The organism is Flavobacterium hydatis (assembly GCF_000737695.1).
GTDB classification, from domain to species: Bacteria; Bacteroidota; Bacteroidia; order Flavobacteriales; family Flavobacteriaceae; genus Flavobacterium; species Flavobacterium hydatis.
This window is the reverse complement of record NZ_JPRM01000057.1, coordinates 1-14,598: the sequence shown is the minus strand read 5'-3', so window position 1 is coordinate 14,598 and position 14,598 is coordinate 1. Positions and strand designations below refer to the sequence as shown.

At 35.6% G+C, this 14,598-nt stretch carries 15 protein-coding genes and 1 pseudogene; 2 read left to right on the top strand and 14 right to left on the bottom strand.

Features of this window, described 5'->3' with window-relative positions:
- Nucleotides 1-24 precede the first annotated feature (24 nt).
- The 11 genes from traJ to IW20_RS23775 form a co-directional block, all read right to left on the bottom strand.
- Entirely contained in the window at nucleotides 25-1,236 is a 1,212-nt protein-coding gene (gene traJ, locus IW20_RS23825) for a conjugative transposon protein TraJ (protein WP_081912558.1), read from the bottom strand.
- Between the two features lie 3 nt (nucleotides 1,237-1,239).
- Nucleotides 1,240-1,875 (bottom strand): hypothetical protein, encoded by a 636-nt coding sequence (locus IW20_RS23820; RefSeq protein ID WP_035628614.1) that lies wholly within the window; start codon nucleotides 1,873-1,875, stop codon nucleotides 1,240-1,242.
- An 11-nt stretch (nucleotides 1,876-1,886) separates the two neighbouring features.
- Nucleotides 1,887-2,501 carry a hypothetical protein gene (locus IW20_RS23815; RefSeq protein ID WP_035628612.1) on the bottom strand — a complete coding sequence of 205 codons (615 nt, stop codon included), beginning with the start codon at nucleotides 2,499-2,501 and terminating at the stop codon, nucleotides 1,887-1,889.
- A 15-nt stretch (nucleotides 2,502-2,516) separates the two neighbouring features.
- Nucleotides 2,517-3,200: a hypothetical protein gene (locus IW20_RS23810; protein ID WP_035628610.1), complete on the bottom strand. Its 684-nt coding sequence runs from the start codon at nucleotides 3,198-3,200 to the stop codon at nucleotides 2,517-2,519.
- A gap of 9 nt (nucleotides 3,201-3,209) precedes the next feature.
- Nucleotides 3,210-5,681, bottom strand: coding sequence for a TraG family conjugative transposon ATPase (locus IW20_RS23805; protein WP_035628608.1), 2,472 nt, complete (start codon nucleotides 5,679-5,681; stop codon nucleotides 3,210-3,212).
- A 32-nt stretch (nucleotides 5,682-5,713) separates the two neighbouring features.
- Nucleotides 5,714-6,028 carry a DUF4133 domain-containing protein gene (locus IW20_RS23800; protein WP_035628607.1) on the bottom strand — a complete coding sequence of 105 codons (315 nt, stop codon included), beginning with the start codon at nucleotides 6,026-6,028 and terminating at the stop codon, nucleotides 5,714-5,716.
- Nucleotides 6,029-6,040: 12 nt separating this feature from the next.
- Nucleotides 6,041-6,325, bottom strand: coding sequence for a DUF4134 domain-containing protein (locus IW20_RS23795; RefSeq protein WP_223704658.1), 285 nt, complete (start codon nucleotides 6,323-6,325; stop codon nucleotides 6,041-6,043).
- A 178-nt stretch (nucleotides 6,326-6,503) separates the two neighbouring features.
- Complete coding sequence (locus IW20_RS23790; protein ID WP_035628604.1) at nucleotides 6,504-6,965, bottom strand: hypothetical protein; 462 nt, start codon at nucleotides 6,963-6,965, stop codon at nucleotides 6,504-6,506.
- 198 nt (nucleotides 6,966-7,163) lie between these two features.
- Nucleotides 7,164-8,357, bottom strand: a complete 1,194-nt coding sequence (locus IW20_RS23785) for a hypothetical protein (RefSeq protein ID WP_035628602.1) — start codon at nucleotides 8,355-8,357, stop codon at nucleotides 7,164-7,166.
- 56 nt (nucleotides 8,358-8,413) lie between these two features.
- Nucleotides 8,414-9,283 (bottom strand): helix-turn-helix domain-containing protein, encoded by an 870-nt coding sequence (locus tag IW20_RS23780; protein ID WP_035628601.1) that lies wholly within the window; start codon nucleotides 9,281-9,283, stop codon nucleotides 8,414-8,416.
- Nucleotides 9,284-9,615: 332 nt separating this feature from the next.
- A complete protein-coding gene (locus tag IW20_RS23775) occupies nucleotides 9,616-10,224 on the bottom strand; it encodes a hypothetical protein (RefSeq protein ID WP_035628599.1) in 609 nt (202 codons plus the stop codon).
- Between the two features lie 332 nt (nucleotides 10,225-10,556).
- Here IW20_RS23775 and IW20_RS23770 point away from each other — a divergent pair, with 332 nt between their 5' ends.
- Nucleotides 10,557-12,230 (top strand): AraC family transcriptional regulator, encoded by a 1,674-nt coding sequence (locus tag IW20_RS23770; RefSeq protein ID WP_035628597.1) that lies wholly within the window; start codon nucleotides 10,557-10,559, stop codon nucleotides 12,228-12,230.
- 77 nt (nucleotides 12,231-12,307) lie between these two features.
- Nucleotides 12,308-12,484 (top strand): histone H1, encoded by a 177-nt coding sequence (locus IW20_RS23765; RefSeq protein ID WP_035628595.1) that lies wholly within the window; start codon nucleotides 12,308-12,310, stop codon nucleotides 12,482-12,484.
- 253 nt (nucleotides 12,485-12,737) lie between these two features.
- Here the strand turns inward: IW20_RS23765 and IW20_RS23760 are convergent, their stop codons facing one another.
- The 3 genes and pseudogenes from IW20_RS23760 to IW20_RS23750 all read right to left on the bottom strand — a co-directional run.
- Nucleotides 12,738-13,628, bottom strand: coding sequence for a restriction endonuclease (locus IW20_RS23760; protein WP_035628594.1), 891 nt, complete (start codon nucleotides 13,626-13,628; stop codon nucleotides 12,738-12,740).
- 106 nt (nucleotides 13,629-13,734) lie between these two features.
- Nucleotides 13,735-14,043: a hypothetical protein gene (locus IW20_RS23755; protein ID WP_035628591.1), complete on the bottom strand. Its 309-nt coding sequence runs from the start codon at nucleotides 14,041-14,043 to the stop codon at nucleotides 13,735-13,737.
- A pseudogene (locus IW20_RS23750) lies at nucleotides 14,043-14,598 on the bottom strand (type I restriction endonuclease subunit R); the annotation flags it as partial. The gene IW20_RS23755 and the pseudogene IW20_RS23750, both read right to left, overlap by 1 nt.

Sequence of the window (14,598 nt, the reverse complement as noted above, 5' to 3'; positions counted from 1 at the left end):
TTTGGTAAACATATGCTCCTTTTATTAAGTCTGTTTAGAATTTCCTTTAAGCCTGTCATTCATATAGTTTCCTTTATCAGTAAAATAAGGACTGCTTCCTGCTGTCGCAGCCATGCTGCTGGTCATTCTCCGATCCGCATCTCCCATCGCATCAGCAGCCATTCCAACCGCATTTGAAGAGGTTCTCACAACAGAACTAGCTGAATTGCTAAACATGCTTGTCACTTTATGACCCAAGGCTCCTCCTCCGCCTGCATGAACTATATAATTGGCAACAGAAGGCACGGTAAAATATCCTATGATACCTATTATCATGAAAATTAAATATGACATATCGGTCCTGCTGAAAAAAGTGTCACCTGTTGCCTGCACCTGCGAGAGGTCCAGCTTGAGCATGAGTTCCTGAATCTTTCCTATAATACTTCCGAATATATTGGCAACAGGAAGCCAGAGGTAAATATTGATATATCGAGCAAGCCAGACAGTGAGCGTGTGCTGGAAACCGTCAAATACTGCGATTCCAAATACCAGCGGACCTAAAATGGAAAGCACCACCAGCTGAAATGTCCGAAGGGTGTCAATGCATAAGGCGGCAGCTTCAAACAAAACCCTCAGCACCTCGCTCAGCCATTCCTTGACCGAATTTCGAAAACTGTAAGAAGCTTTTTCCATTGCAAATTTTACATCATTGCCTATGCCTGCGAGCATGCTCTCATCCGATGGATCAGCACCGTCATGCGTATACTTATACCATCTGTCGCGATCACCCGTACCAGCGGCCCCTACATACATCTTCCATGGATCGGTTTCTTTAATTGCTTTTTCTTTCTCTTTAAGAAGAACAGCAACTGCATTGTTAGAGCCTGTTACCATAGCTGCAGTAGCTGTAACAGTTGGTTTCATAACTCCGTTAATAAGTGCCAGAACCGACGGAAAAATCATAATGCAGAATCCTATAACAAAGGGACGGAAGAGCGGATAAAAATCAATGGGCTCGGCACTTGCAATATGTCTCCACACGCGTGAAGCGATGTACCATATAGTTCCAAAGCCTGCTATTCCCTGCCCTACAGCAATTAGGTTAGAACACAACGGCATCATTTCATCATAAAGCTGTTCTAAAACCCCATGAAGACTGGTCATATCATCACCAAGTCCCTGCGCTATTATTCTGTAAGGAAGCAGTAATATGATAAGCATCACACAAACTGCTTTTTTGTTTAATAAACATTTCATATTCTACTCTTTAAATTCCTGAAAACTCTTTGAGACATAAACATCATTTTTCTCTTTTGATCTCTGAAGAGCCAGCACGTTCGATGTGGTATTAAAGTTTCTGAGAAAAAGCAGTTTATCCTGCATCTGCTCATAGATATCGTCAACTGCCTTTAGTCTTTCGTCGTCCGACATCATGAGCTTATCAGCTGTTATGACCATCGTAAGTTCATCGAGATTTCGCAGGCTCTGATTAAGCAGGTTTCCGTAAACTTTCTCAAAGTAATTTATTTCCTGTCCGCTGAAATTTCCGCTTTTTATAAATCGGTTCATTCCGTTGCGGCTTTCCTTGACTATTGAAATCTGATATTCTACTATCTCTGCTACCCTTTTGTAATTCTTTACCGCTGGACTTACCTGCATAAGTGCATCTAGAAAAGTTTTATGCAGGCTGAAGTTTCCTTCCGTCATATCTTTCACCGTTTTGTATCCACCTGAAAGCAGCTCATATCCCTTTTTCATATCACTGAGAATTTTCTTGAACTGGGATAGCTTTTCGATATTCAAAATCAGCTGCTGAATTTCTGCTGACTGCCCCATGGATTTAACTGGAATCATTAACAAAGTGATCAATATTGTCAAAATCAAAATCTTTTTCATAGTAGCTTAATTTATAATCCATATAATTCATCAACATTCTTAGAATCCTTTTTATCGGCAGATTTTGAAACCGACAGCAGTCTGGCATCCCTGCTGAAAGAAAGACAGAAATTATAATCCTCCAGCATAGTTCTGTGCAGAAGATCAATGCGCTCAAGCCTCTGGTCATCTTTTAGCTCTAGTTCTGCATCTGTGGTAATTACAAGCAGCTGGTCAAGAGTCTGGCTGCAGTTCTGAAGAAGTTTCGCAAAAGACCTCTCTATATAGTCCAGTTCATTACCATGAAACAAATCAGCAGTTTTAAGATCTGCCAAAGTCTTTCTACAGAGTTTCATTATTTTAAACTGCATGGAAATGATCTCAGCAGTTTTATAATAATTCCGAACCTTTGGATTGATTTTTAAAAGTGAGGTAAAATAATCACCGTGCAGGTTTAGCTCTCCTTTTCTGGCATCACCTATGAAATTAAGCCCCTTTGATACTGCCGAATATCCTTTCTTTGCATAGTCAATATAAACCTGAAGTGCCGCTATTTGAAGGATTAGTTCCTTCCTCTGCTTTGCCTGCCCGCTCATACTTTGATTAAAAACACAGAGCGCTACTAGTAGTACAGCTATCTTTTTCATGTTTTTTTTATTGAATTATGGAATTCCGTAAAATTGTTTCACTTGGTTTACATCTGCTTCTGTTTTGGCCCTCTGAAGACTCAGCAGTATGTTCTGCTGGTTAAACATTGTAAGGTCGTCGTAGTTCCCATCAATCTGATCAGCAGCCTTGTTGATGATTTCAAGACGTTTGAGATCACTCATCTGGGTGGCAAAAGAATCCAGAATCAAAAAAATCTGGTCGATATTCTTCACACTTTCCTCGAGTATTCCTGTATATACGCGCTCCATATACTGGATTTCGCTGTCTTTAAAATGGGTATCCTGCTTGAAAAGATTCCAAGCTCTTTCATATTCCTGAACAAGCTGTGTCTGCTTTTTGGTAATCTCTCTTATCCTCTGATAGTAGGTAATAATTGACTTTACTTTTGCGAGTTCTTCATAGTAGCCTTTGTAAAGATCTTTCTGTTTCTGAGTCCAGTCCGAGATCGCATCGAGCTTCAATTTGGAAAGTACATTTTCCACCTGCTTCTGTGCATTCTGAAGCCAGATAGTTTTATTCTGTAGCCGCTGGATTCTCAGGTCAATGGCTTTAATCACCTTTTTCGTAACAGCTTTTACAATTTCCAGTATCGGCAATACCGCAACTTTTTCCGCAGGTCTTGCCGAGGTGCCCACTAGCAGCAGGCAGACCATCAAGACTATTAATTTCTTTTTCATTATTCCTTTTCATTTAATTCCATTTCTCATATCCTGAGCCATTGCGGCTATTCCTTTCTTTATGTCCCCGCCAAACTTCTTCGCATAGGCATTCATTTTCACTTTCTCGCTTTCCTCTGTTGTATAAGCTAAGTATTCCTCCAGCGAAACTTCGGTTCTATAGACCTTTGAAAGCATCCCTCCCAGAGAGATAAACACTTCTTTGTATTTCCTGGCTAGATCATTGGCTTTATTTACAGAAAGTACAAGTGCCTTTTCTTTGTCTGTAAGTCCAAGCAGCTCCTGAATCTGGTCAAACTTATTCTGATATTTGCTCTGGTCCAGAAGGATCTTGCAGTCACTGTTGTTGATAATTGCCTGCTTGACAACTGGCGAAGAAATAATATCCTCTACCTCCTGCGTGACCACTATCGCTTCCCCGAAGAATTTACGCACAGTCTTAAATAAATATTTTATATAATCCGCCATCCCTTCTTTTGCTATGGCTTTCCATGCTTCCTCAATGAGTATCATTTTTCGAATACCCTTAAGTTTTCTCATCTTGTTTATAAAAACTTCCATTATTATGATGGTCACTACTGGAAAAAGAATCGGATGGTCTTTGATATTATCCAGCTCGAAGACAATAAACCTTTCTTTTAGAAGGTCCAGATTTTCTGTCGCGTTCAGTAGATAATCAAACTCGCCTCCCTTGTAATAAGGCCTGAGTACATAAAGAAAATTATTCACATCAAAGTCCTTCTCCTTTACTTTATCTCCTTCCAAAATTGAGATAAAATCCACCTTCAGGAAATCATAGAAGCTATTGAAACAGGGAAATATCTCTGCATTATTATCCAATTTCTCATAATAAAGCTGAAGGGCATTTGAGAGCGCTACATACTCGCTCCGGTTAAAGGTTTCGTCGTCTTTTTTCCAGAGTGCGAGTAGAAGCGTTTTAATGCTCTCTTTTTTCTCCGTATCCAGACTGTCTCCTTCTGAAATATAAAATGGGTTAAAACGGATAGGATTCTTTTCATCGTAAGTAAAATAATAACCGTTTACCATATCGCAGAGCCCTTTATAGCTGTGCCCGACATCCACCAGCACAATATGCGTTCCCTGCTCGTAATAGCTTCTCACCATATGATTGGTAAAAAAGGACTTGCCGCTGCCCGAAGGTCCCAATATAAACTTATTGCGATTGGTGCAGATTCCCATCTTAACAGGCTCATCACTGATATCAACATGAACTGGTTTTCCTGTCAGCCTGTCTCCCAGCCTGATACCGCACGGACTCAGCGAAGATTTATATCCCGTTTCCATATTCAGAAAGCATACCGCCTGTTCAGTAAAGGTGTCGAAGGTGTCATTCATGGGAAAGTCCGCAGCATTTCCCGCCATTCCAGCCCAATAGATCTGAGGAGCTCCGACAGTTTCCTGCTTGGCAGCCGCATCCATCTGCGCAAGAGCTGATGACACTTTGTTTTTAATCTCTTTCAAGTCTTCCTTATCCGTGCTCCAGGCCAGTACATTAAAATGGGCTTTAACCGGAAGCCTCTGCTGTGATACTGCCTCGTTCAAGAAATCATTCGTCGCATCCCTAGCAATCATATTCTCCCGGCTGTAGGCAGAGAGTGACTGCAGTCTGAGTCGCTTGCTTTCCAGCTTTTGGATGGTTTTCTGTGAATCCTCAATGAAGATATACTGATTGTAAATATGATTACAGGATAAGAGCTGGCCGAGGGTTGACGCAAAACCAATACTGAATTTGGTCTTATCGGTTGAATAGCGGTCAAAATTGATTCTCGATCCGCATAATCCAGGAAGATCAGCTGCATCACCGAGAGTAAAGAGCTGACAGTGTTTATCCCCTACCGCTAATCCCTCATCAAACCTTATATCCTTAAATACGAATGAATCTTCACGCTCTGACAAAAAACAATACTTTTCCACCAGCCCTATTCTTCTGCTATCGCTTCTAAGCGATTCATTTTGCAGACGCTCCAGCTTTATAAATCCGCTGTCTTCCATAATTCTCTTAAACTGGCCGCAGGTATCTGCAAAATCCTGCAGAAGCTGCGGTTTTAAGGTTTCCTCGGGTACTATGGAACTTCTAAGCAGATTAGAAAACAATGAGGTTGCATTTCTTCTTCCCGCCGGTTTCTTGGTCAGCATGATATAGCAGGAATGATCCAAAAAAGGTCTTTCATTAAAGAAACGCTCACTACTTCTGGTGAGAAAACTGCTGTCTTCACTTAAAAAATCAGCTTTATAAGCACTTTCTAAAAACCAGTCCTGTTTATGAAAAACACAAAACTTCGGCAGCACCTTTAACGCCTTTATCCATGACTGGTGGAAAGCTTCATACTCCTGATCTGACAGCGTAAAAATTTCAGGCAGTTCTGCCTTAAAAACTATAGTAACATCGCCCTGTTTTGATAAAATGCAGTCATGCTCCACTGCCATAATCGGCAGCTGCTCTTCCATCCTCTTCTCCATCCTTTCTCTATTATATAATTAACTCTCTACAGCTATAACTTCATAAAAACCTCTCTGCTGTAAACTTTAATCCACTTAGGAATCTGTTTTTTAGCCAGAGCCTTCATCATGCCGTATTCTCCGTAAGTATTACTCATTCTGTATATTTTAAAAACAAGAAAACCTCCCGCCGTTCCAACAAAACCAATGCATATCAAGGAAGGAATTCCAATTATATACAGGGCAGCAAACAGAATCATAAGACCTACGACACCTCCGCCCAAATACCAGATGTACTGCGCTTTAAGTCCCTTAAATTCTATACTCTGATTGATTCCTTTATTGATCGAATAAACGCTGTTACTCATCTTCTCTATCGTTTAAACCCCGAAAAAGGATTTAATTACAGTAGCGACTACCACCAGAAACACACAGCTTCCAAACCAGGCTGCCGCCACTTTTCCGGTATCAGGATCTCCGGCATTCCATTTCTGGTATACTTTTACTGCACCTATCAGCCCGAGGATCGCTCCTACCGCATACATTAATTCAGTGCCGGCATCAAAGTAACTTCTCACTTTCTGGTTGGCTTCATTAATGCCCGCCACACCATCCTGGCTGTAAATAACATTACTAACCAGAATCATCAGTAGCGACGATCCCATAGCTCTAAATCTTCTAAAAAGACTTTTTAATTTCCATCTGCATTTTTTCATCACAAATCATTTTTAAAGTTATTCTTTATAAAAAGAAGAGGAATACCACCGTTGCAGCCCTATTTTTCCTGTCACATAAAGCCATACCGCACCAGAGAGAACGGGGAATATTCCTCCTCTGAATTTTTTAAAATACCGGTCCTTCCCAAAGACTGTCTGCCTCACTGAGCGTTAAAAGCAGATTGGGATGCTTTTGAGATTCAAAGACCATTTGTTGGTTAATGTTTTCTCTGAGGGAGGAAATTTTGACATAAGGATATTCATCCAGAAGCATTCGCAGGTAGTTTTGAAACTGCTGTTTTGTTAGTCGTTTTTCAGCACTTTCTTTAACTGCTTCTTTAATACGCTGCGATAGATTTTCCGCATCTTCCAGGGTATCAAAAGATTTCGGAAATGAATCGGATATCGATTTTATATCCTGTAAATTTTTAGAAGTTTTTTTTAGAAATGGTATTTGCAGTTTCTTTTCACCTGATAAGATTTTTTTTAAATCACTACTGTGAAATTTCAGTAAGATTATTAGATACCAGAAAATTATAGTAATACCAGCCGCGGTCAGATAACTGCCCCATGAAATATTTGTAAACATAGCTCCTCATTTTATCGTTCAACATTTTATCCTCCTCTATGAAAATCACTATCCTTTAAATTTTGATGTGATTTATTCTACAGGTCAAAGGAACGATAAGAATAAATTTTCTACAAGTACAACTTTTCTGTACCCTTTTTGTACCCTTTCAAAATGCAAGAATTTAAAACGTTGTCAGATTATAAACGACAATAAAATCTAATACGTTTTTATCTTGCGGATTATTTTCTCAAGACTTTCAATCGCAATTTCCTTATCACGCTCTTCTGCATTATATGACTTGCTTCTGACTGACTGGTAAGAAAGATTTCTTCTGACAGGGGTAGAAAGATAAGGCACAATGCTTTTAAAAATATAATTCATCGACTTCGCTTTTATAATTCTCGCTTCGTCTGTTGCTCTAAGGATCAGAGCAATCTGATCTCCCGAAAGCATGCATTCCATCTTAGAGTCTGCCTTCTCTACAAATTCACTTCCGACAGAAGCATCAATCTGTTCCTGAATTAGAATTGCAGCCTTTTTTTCAGCAAATCTGATTTCACTGGAGAACCAGTATTCCAAAAATGAAATAAGATTCTGTTGAGATGGATTAAAGGTTAATTTTAAATCTGCGTTTATTTTAGACAGTTTCTTGCAGAAGTATAGCAGCTTTTCAAGTCTTTCAGATAAATTCTCAAAACCTTCTAAATACCTGCCTATTCTATTAACCAGTCTATCGGTATATTCTCTGGAATTAAAATTCATTCTTATAAGCACAAAATCCAGATTTGAAAAACCTTCTGATTCCGTAACTGGATAATTTAATTTTTCAAGTTCGATGATTATCTCTCTATAATACAAAATCTGGCGATAGGTATACTTACTATTTCTGCTGTTATGAAGTGGCGCAGCAAGAAGATTGACAACAAATTCCAATTCGAGATCATTCTCCTCAGTATTTTCTTTTTTTTTAATCAGATTCTTTAAAATCTCAAGTGTTTCTTTTTTCCAAATCGAAAAATAGCTGAAGGACACCCTTTGGTCCAGACTTATAAAGGACGAATATCTGATTTCTACAAATGACAGCAAATCGTCCAGCGAACTAACAATCAGGTCAAATATTCTAAAAAATTCAGGAGAATGGTATTTTTCGATCATTCTTATTTCTACTACCCTGTCTATTAAAAAAACCAATGAAGAATGATATTTTCTTATAAGAAGTCTAATCTGCCTTTTACTTTTCAGTTTGAAAAAAGAATCTTTAATATGAATTTTAATTTTTTTTGATTCATATACTATTGTTTTACTCAAATTCTCCAATTCATATTCCGATACTTTTACAGAAGAATTATCAGTATCAAATGAATTTATAATCAACGAATCAAACCATTCCAAAGGATACATTTTAATCATCGTCTTATCGTTTTAATTAAACAATCTCTGGCAGAATAAGGAGCTATCTTGGCAGCTTACTTTTTATTAGAACGAAATTCGGTTGGCAGCATACCAGTATGTCTTTTAAAAAATACGCCAAAGTTTTCAGCGCTGCTGAATTCTAATTCATCGGCAATATTAGCCACGGAATAGCTTGAGTCCGTAAGAAGATTTTTTGAAACATTGACAAGAGCTTCAATTATAAATGCTTTAGCTGTTTTACCTGTGCTTTCTTTTACCATCTTATTCAAATGTCCTGGAGTGATAAATAATGCTCCTGCATAAAACTGAACATGATGCTGTTTTCTCAAATGTATTGATAATAGAGTCAGGAACTGTATTACAATGCTCTCCCTTCTTGAAAAGTCAAGATTTAAGTCGGGTTTATATTTAGAATGTATAAACTTGAGTTCATATATAAATAAATTAAAGCATATCCGGCGCAGCTTAGTAATTACTTCCGGTTTGTCATTGCTGTTCTGCAATACATACATTAATTTATAAATAAGTGACAAAACTTTAAAATCCGTTTCATGAAGACTAATCTTTCGATCTGATTTTAACATTAGAAAACTAAAAGCATCCGAAAGCTCTTTTTCATAGCAATTATTAAATGCAAAATCAAAATTTGTCCTTACAAGATAAAGCTGGATATTATCCGTCGCTTCAAGTCTGGTGCAAATGGAATTAAATGGGATTACCAATAAATCTTTCCGATTAACTATATTAGTTTCGTCATGAAATCTGATATTCATTTTACCACTTTTGATTAAAAGCACTGAAAAATTTGAAACGGAAAATGGTACCGGTACAATATTTTTTGCCCTATAGTCTGTAATGTATACTACATCAATACCATCATTTTCAATGCTTTTAATCTCAGTATTTAAGATTTCTCTAATCATTTTTGCTCTTTTAGTTTAGATCTGCTTTTAGATATCATCCTTGAAAAAATATTCCATCCATGTAAAAAACTGGAAATATAAATTAGACAAACAACAGACGTATAAGATATACGCCGTTAATCTCGGACTCTCAATTATATTGTCCTGGTAAAGTACGTACTGAACCAGCTGATCAGCAGCAAAAAGCTTCATTATAAAATAAAGGCTGCAAAGATTAAAAAGGAACAATAAAATGTAAAACAAAGCTCTCTTTTTCATAAATCAGATAGATTAGAAAATTATTAATCAACTATATAAGTAGGAAGTGATTCAACTTCAATTACGACAATATATCATAAATATTTGGTACTCTTACTGGTGGTGGATGTCTCCCAATCTCTGTCCTTTCTGTCCTTTTCACTAAATAAAATTGCTTCCGAAATTGAGGAAATAGATAAAATGGATTCCTTTTCTCCTGTTAGAAGTGTGGAATCTTGTCGTTTTGAAATCTCGTATTGAATTATAAAATCATCCACAATATGGTACTGCTGGCCGCGAAGATTTCCGAGATTAACGATATACCCCTTCACATCAAGTTTCAATGATGATCCGAGTGTGCTTTCATCAACAATTATAAGTAATGTTGAGACAGGATCCTCAGTAGAAGAAATTGTATCTAAATCAGAAGTGCTTTTCTCAAAAGTATTTAGTTCATTTCTCCCAGGTTGGGCTTTTAATACTGAAATGATCTTTTCTTCTAATTGGGCAGGAACTAGAAGTACGTAATCTCCCGCCCGAACTTCCTTAAAATTTTCCTCCAAAGCAGACCCGTTTTTAAAATCTGCAGTTTTCTCTTTGCTGATTGCTTGGCTGGAAACCAATCTTAAATCAGAATTGTCAAAATCGTCATTTGAACATGAACCTAAAAAAATAATTAAACCAGTTAATAGTAAATTTTTCATAATGCAAAATGGTTTGGTTTATTGAGAACTTGTCTCAGTCCATTTTACCCGGGCCAGCAGAACTTTTGCTCAGTACTTTACTGAATCTTTTGCTGTTGAATTCAAGGCAAATCTAAATTGCAAAAAATCATAAATCAAGTGCATGTATGTGGATTTTCGGAAAATCCACTGTCGATTTCCATGAAATCAATAATGTATTTTTCTTACATTAAATATTGAAATTCAAATAATTACATTATTTTTGAAAGTTACTCTATAGCGACTTCTACATTTTTTTTTATTAATCTGATTTATGCTTTCATAAGAGCATAAACTCAAAATTTCTATGTATTATGAAATGTAATTTATCGGTACTGCTGCTTCTATTTCTAATTAAATCTTTAACTGCCCAGAATACTCCGAACAGAATTCCTGATTCCCTTATTTTTAAAAGTTATGGATATCTGGATGATAAAATTTATCAATACAAAAATGACAGTCTGAAAGCATCTCCATATTTATATGCCTATTTAAGAAAAGCCCGAAGGGAAAAGAATCATGAAGAGTTAGTTAATGCATATCAAAATATGCTGCATCAGTCACCTATGACTCTCCGTTTAAAATACGCAGACAGCATGGTGCAGACAGCTGTAAAGTCAAGAAGTCCTGAACTGATTGGATCTGCTCAGCTATCCAAAGGAATAGTCTATTACAGCCAGAAAAACTATGTAAAAGCCTATGATTATTATATTAAAGCAAATGAAAGCATTTCCAAAACCGAAAATGATTACCTAATCTACAAAACCAAATATCATATTGCTCAGATTAAATATTATCTCGGCTTCTATGATGAGGCTATTTCTCTTTTTAATGACTGCATTGAATATTTTAAAAAAAATCAGCCCCGCCCCTATTTAAATTCACTGCATTCACTTAGTGTTTGTTACAATAAGATTGGAGATTACAGGAAATGCTCTGAAACTAATGCATTTGGAATTAAAGAATGTGAACGGCTTAATATACCAGAAATGGAATTATTTTTTAAGCACTCCGAAGGAATCAACCAGTTCTTTCTAAATAATTATCATACTTCGATTCAATTGCTTCAGGAAGTCATGCCGCAGTTAAATAGCATGACAGAATTTGCAAATGAATCAATCGCCAATTTTTACATTGGAAAAAACTACTGGAAACTACAGCGTCAGGCAAAAGCAGTTCCTTACTTTAAAAAGGTGGAAAAAGTATTTATTGAGAAAGGTTACATTCGTCCGGATTTAAGAGAAGTTTTTGAATTAATGATTAAATATTACAAGAAAGAAAATAACCTGAAATCCCAGTTGTATTATATAGACCAGCTTTTAAAAGCAGATTCTATATTAACAGATACCAATAAGTACCTAATGGGCAAAATTCACAAGGAATATGACACGAAGGAAATTCTGCTGGAAAAAGAAAAAATACAGCAGCAGCTTGTAAGAGAAAAATATTATGATGTTATTTTGATCAGTGTGGTTGTCGTTCTATTCTCCGCTGTCATTTATGGGACCTATAACCATTTTGAAACTAAAAAGCGCAATAAGATCAAATTTGATCTGCTTCTGAAAAAAAATGAACAGAGCAGCTTACAAAAACAGGCAACCGATAAATTCGAAATAACCGATATTTCGCAGGAGACTGTACAGCAGATAATAAAACACCTTGAAAAATTTGAAAGGGATAAAAAATTCCTGCACAAAGAGGCAACACTAACCACTTTAACTGTACGGTTTAATACAAACAGCAAATACCTTTCAAAAGTGATATACCATCGCAGCGGCAAGCGTTTTGCTGATTATATCAATGACTTAAAAATTGATTATCTGGTAGAACTGCTCCAAAACTCAAGCATGCATAGAAATTACTCCATCGGCTCCCTTGCTGAGGAAGCCGGTTTTACTTCCACTCCCCGATTCACCAATGCATTCCAATCTAAAACAGGAATTTCGGTCAGTTATTTCCTTAAGGAATTGAAAAAAGAGAATTCGTGAAAATATTTTTATAATAATACCGTTTTCATTTAAGGCAAAATTTTACTTTTGCCCACTTAATTTAAAAAAATTGTATAATGAAAGACCTTGTTGCAAAAATCAACGCTGAAATCGAAACATTTAAAACTGAATCTGAAGCTTTAGCTGAAAAAGGAGTTAAAGCTGCCGGAGCTAGAGCAAGAAAATCATCTTTGGAAATTGAGAAACTTTTAAAAGAGTTTAGAAAAGTCTCTATTGAGGAATCTAAAAAATAAATTCATCCTTACCTTTACTTAATTAGCCTTTCAGAATCCTGGAAGGCTTTTTTTATTTTTCAAGTCAGTGTAAAATTGTAAACAAAACTTTTTATTAAGAGCTATAGCAAACGTTTAAACAATTCCATCGAAATAAATTTTAAAAATATTCTTTAAACTATTCTTATTTATAGGACTTTCTTTAATTTTGGAGGCACCAATTTAAAAATGGATTAAGAGTAAAAATTATTTGTATCTTATTATGATTTAGATACTATGAGTTTACTTTTTCTTTATCTAAATATGGCTCAAAGAATTTTAAGTCAACTTCAAAAACAACTTTTGGAATTAAGCCTAATTGAACTTTCTCAAATAAATCAATTAATTTAGATGCATCAATTAATTCAATTGGCGGTGCTCCATCTCGTGATGCTTCGCGCTTTGCATCTTCGGAAAAAGTACCAGTTGTCAATATTATACCCTTTTCGGCACGACCTATCATTGCATTTCTAAAATCTCCAACTTGAGCCCGTGAAACAGTTCCTTTATATCTTTTGCATTGGAACAATACTTTAATGCTTACAAAAGGGTTTAACTCCAAGGTACCGTATCCATCAATTCCACCATCATGTGAGCCACCAGTAACCTCTACATTTTCAAAACCATGCTCACGTAATAAACGCTTGCAAATATTTTCAAATCCTTTAGGTGATAGCCCTTGCAAAACTTCCAGCAAATTTGGTTTAAGAGTATGCTCAATATTTTCCGGCTCATCTTCCTCTTGTTCTTTTAGTATTTCGTTCTTTGATTTTGCTTTTCTTGCTTTTTGATTTATTTCAACCCATTTCAAGAAAATTTCACGGCCTTGTTTTTCTGTTAAATAAGTTTCATTACCTTTTGGTGTTAAAGTCCAAATACCTTTACTCGATGCATCAAGGAAACCTTCCCAAACTAAATACTGCCTTGCCCATGCTACTTGATTGTAAAATCTAGGAATTCCAGTCTTGGTAGTTTCTTCTAAAGTTTTGTCCGAAATATTTAAATTTTTTGCAATAGTATTTGTAACTTCTTTAGGCCTGCCTGAGCCCCCTAATTGACGCAATGCTTCTAATAATGGCCCCATCCATTTAGGAAAGGTTGACTGTTTGTTTTTATTTTCTGTCATATCTATTCACAAAGAATTTAAAGTTAAATATTTATACCTATAAAAACAATTAAAAGTACTAGACCTGATGCTAAAAAAACAATCATCATTACATTAAAATATTTTGTTAAAGAATTAAAACTCTGAGAAAATCTATCCTTTTTTTATTAATATTTTCAATTTTATAATTGATTGCTTTCAAGGATGTATAATGCGAAATTACATTAATCAAAATAACTAATCCAAAGCTTATCCAAGATAATAATAACAATTCTTTATTAGTTGCTTTTGAAAGAACTACAATGTCTTTTATAAAAGCTAATGATAATCCTAAAGCTCCCGAAGCTACAAAAAGCAATTGTTTGTCAAACTGAGTTGAACTTTCAAAATATACTTTATTAAGTAAATCTAAGTATTCTTTATCTTCTTCTTTCATTATTTCTTAGGAGGCGTAGGTCTACTTGGTAATTCTAACCCATTATTTATAACTGATCTTTCAAAATCATCACACATTTGATTTAGGATATCTTTTGTTTCTCTTTTGAAAAATTCTCCTAAATCTTTATTCATTATAGTATATTTTCTATAAAGTTTGTTAAAATCAGTATATATTTCATCTTGAGAAAATGCTGAACCTTCATCTTTGATTTTGGCAATTAATCTTTTTCCCATTTCATCTCCTTTAATGAAATTAAAAAAAGTATCTATTTTGTTTTCAAAATCTTCGATTAATTCTGCAATAGCTTCTTCCTCTTGATTGCGTTTTTCAATAACTTTTAGAATATTGTATTTATATTTATTATCTGAACCAGTTGGAACTCCTGTAACTTTGTTTTTCTCTTTTACTTTATAATCTTGTGGAGCTACAATACCAATTTTATTATCAAAGTATATTTCTACATCATCAATATCATCTTGGTCTTTATTTATTTGCCCATAAATAATACTAAATTTTCTCCAAAATTGTAAAAATAATTCATCATTATATTTC

Bases quoted from the DNA above. Each gene is read 5' to 3' on its own strand.
- traJ (WP_081912558.1), bottom strand. From the start codon at position 1,236: ATGAAATGTTTATTAAACAAAAAAGCAGTTTGTGTGATGCTTATCATA.
- IW20_RS23820 (WP_035628614.1), bottom strand. From the start codon at position 1,875: ATGAAAAAGATTTTGATTTTGACAATATTGATCACTTTGTTAATGATT.
- IW20_RS23815 (WP_035628612.1), bottom strand. From the start codon at position 2,501: ATGAAAAAGATAGCTGTACTACTAGTAGCGCTCTGTGTTTTTAATCAA.
- IW20_RS23810 (WP_035628610.1), bottom strand. From the start codon at position 3,200: ATGAAAAAGAAATTAATAGTCTTGATGGTCTGCCTGCTGCTAGTGGGC.
- IW20_RS23805 (WP_035628608.1), bottom strand. From the start codon at position 5,681: ATGGAGAAGAGGATGGAAGAGCAGCTGCCGATTATGGCAGTGGAGCAT.
- IW20_RS23800 (WP_035628607.1), bottom strand. From the start codon at position 6,028: ATGAGTAACAGCGTTTATTCGATCAATAAAGGAATCAATCAGAGTATA.
- IW20_RS23795 (WP_223704658.1), bottom strand. From the start codon at position 6,325: ATGGGATCGTCGCTACTGATGATTCTGGTTAGTAATGTTATTTACAGC.
- IW20_RS23790 (WP_035628604.1), bottom strand. From the start codon at position 6,965: ATGTTTACAAATATTTCATGGGGCAGTTATCTGACCGCGGCTGGTATT.
- IW20_RS23785 (WP_035628602.1), bottom strand. From the start codon at position 8,357: ATGATTAAAATGTATCCTTTGGAATGGTTTGATTCGTTGATTATAAAT.
- IW20_RS23780 (WP_035628601.1), bottom strand. From the start codon at position 9,283: ATGATTAGAGAAATCTTAAATACTGAGATTAAAAGCATTGAAAATGAT.
- IW20_RS23775 (WP_035628599.1), bottom strand. From the start codon at position 10,224: ATGAAAAATTTACTATTAACTGGTTTAATTATTTTTTTAGGTTCATGT.
- IW20_RS23770 (WP_035628597.1), top strand. From the start codon at position 10,557: ATGAAATGTAATTTATCGGTACTGCTGCTTCTATTTCTAATTAAATCT.
- IW20_RS23765 (WP_035628595.1), top strand. From the start codon at position 12,308: ATGAAAGACCTTGTTGCAAAAATCAACGCTGAAATCGAAACATTTAAA.
- IW20_RS23760 (WP_035628594.1), bottom strand. From the start codon at position 13,628: ATGACAGAAAATAAAAACAAACAGTCAACCTTTCCTAAATGGATGGGG.
- IW20_RS23755 (WP_035628591.1), bottom strand. From the start codon at position 14,043: ATGAAAGAAGAAGATAAAGAATACTTAGATTTACTTAATAAAGTATAT.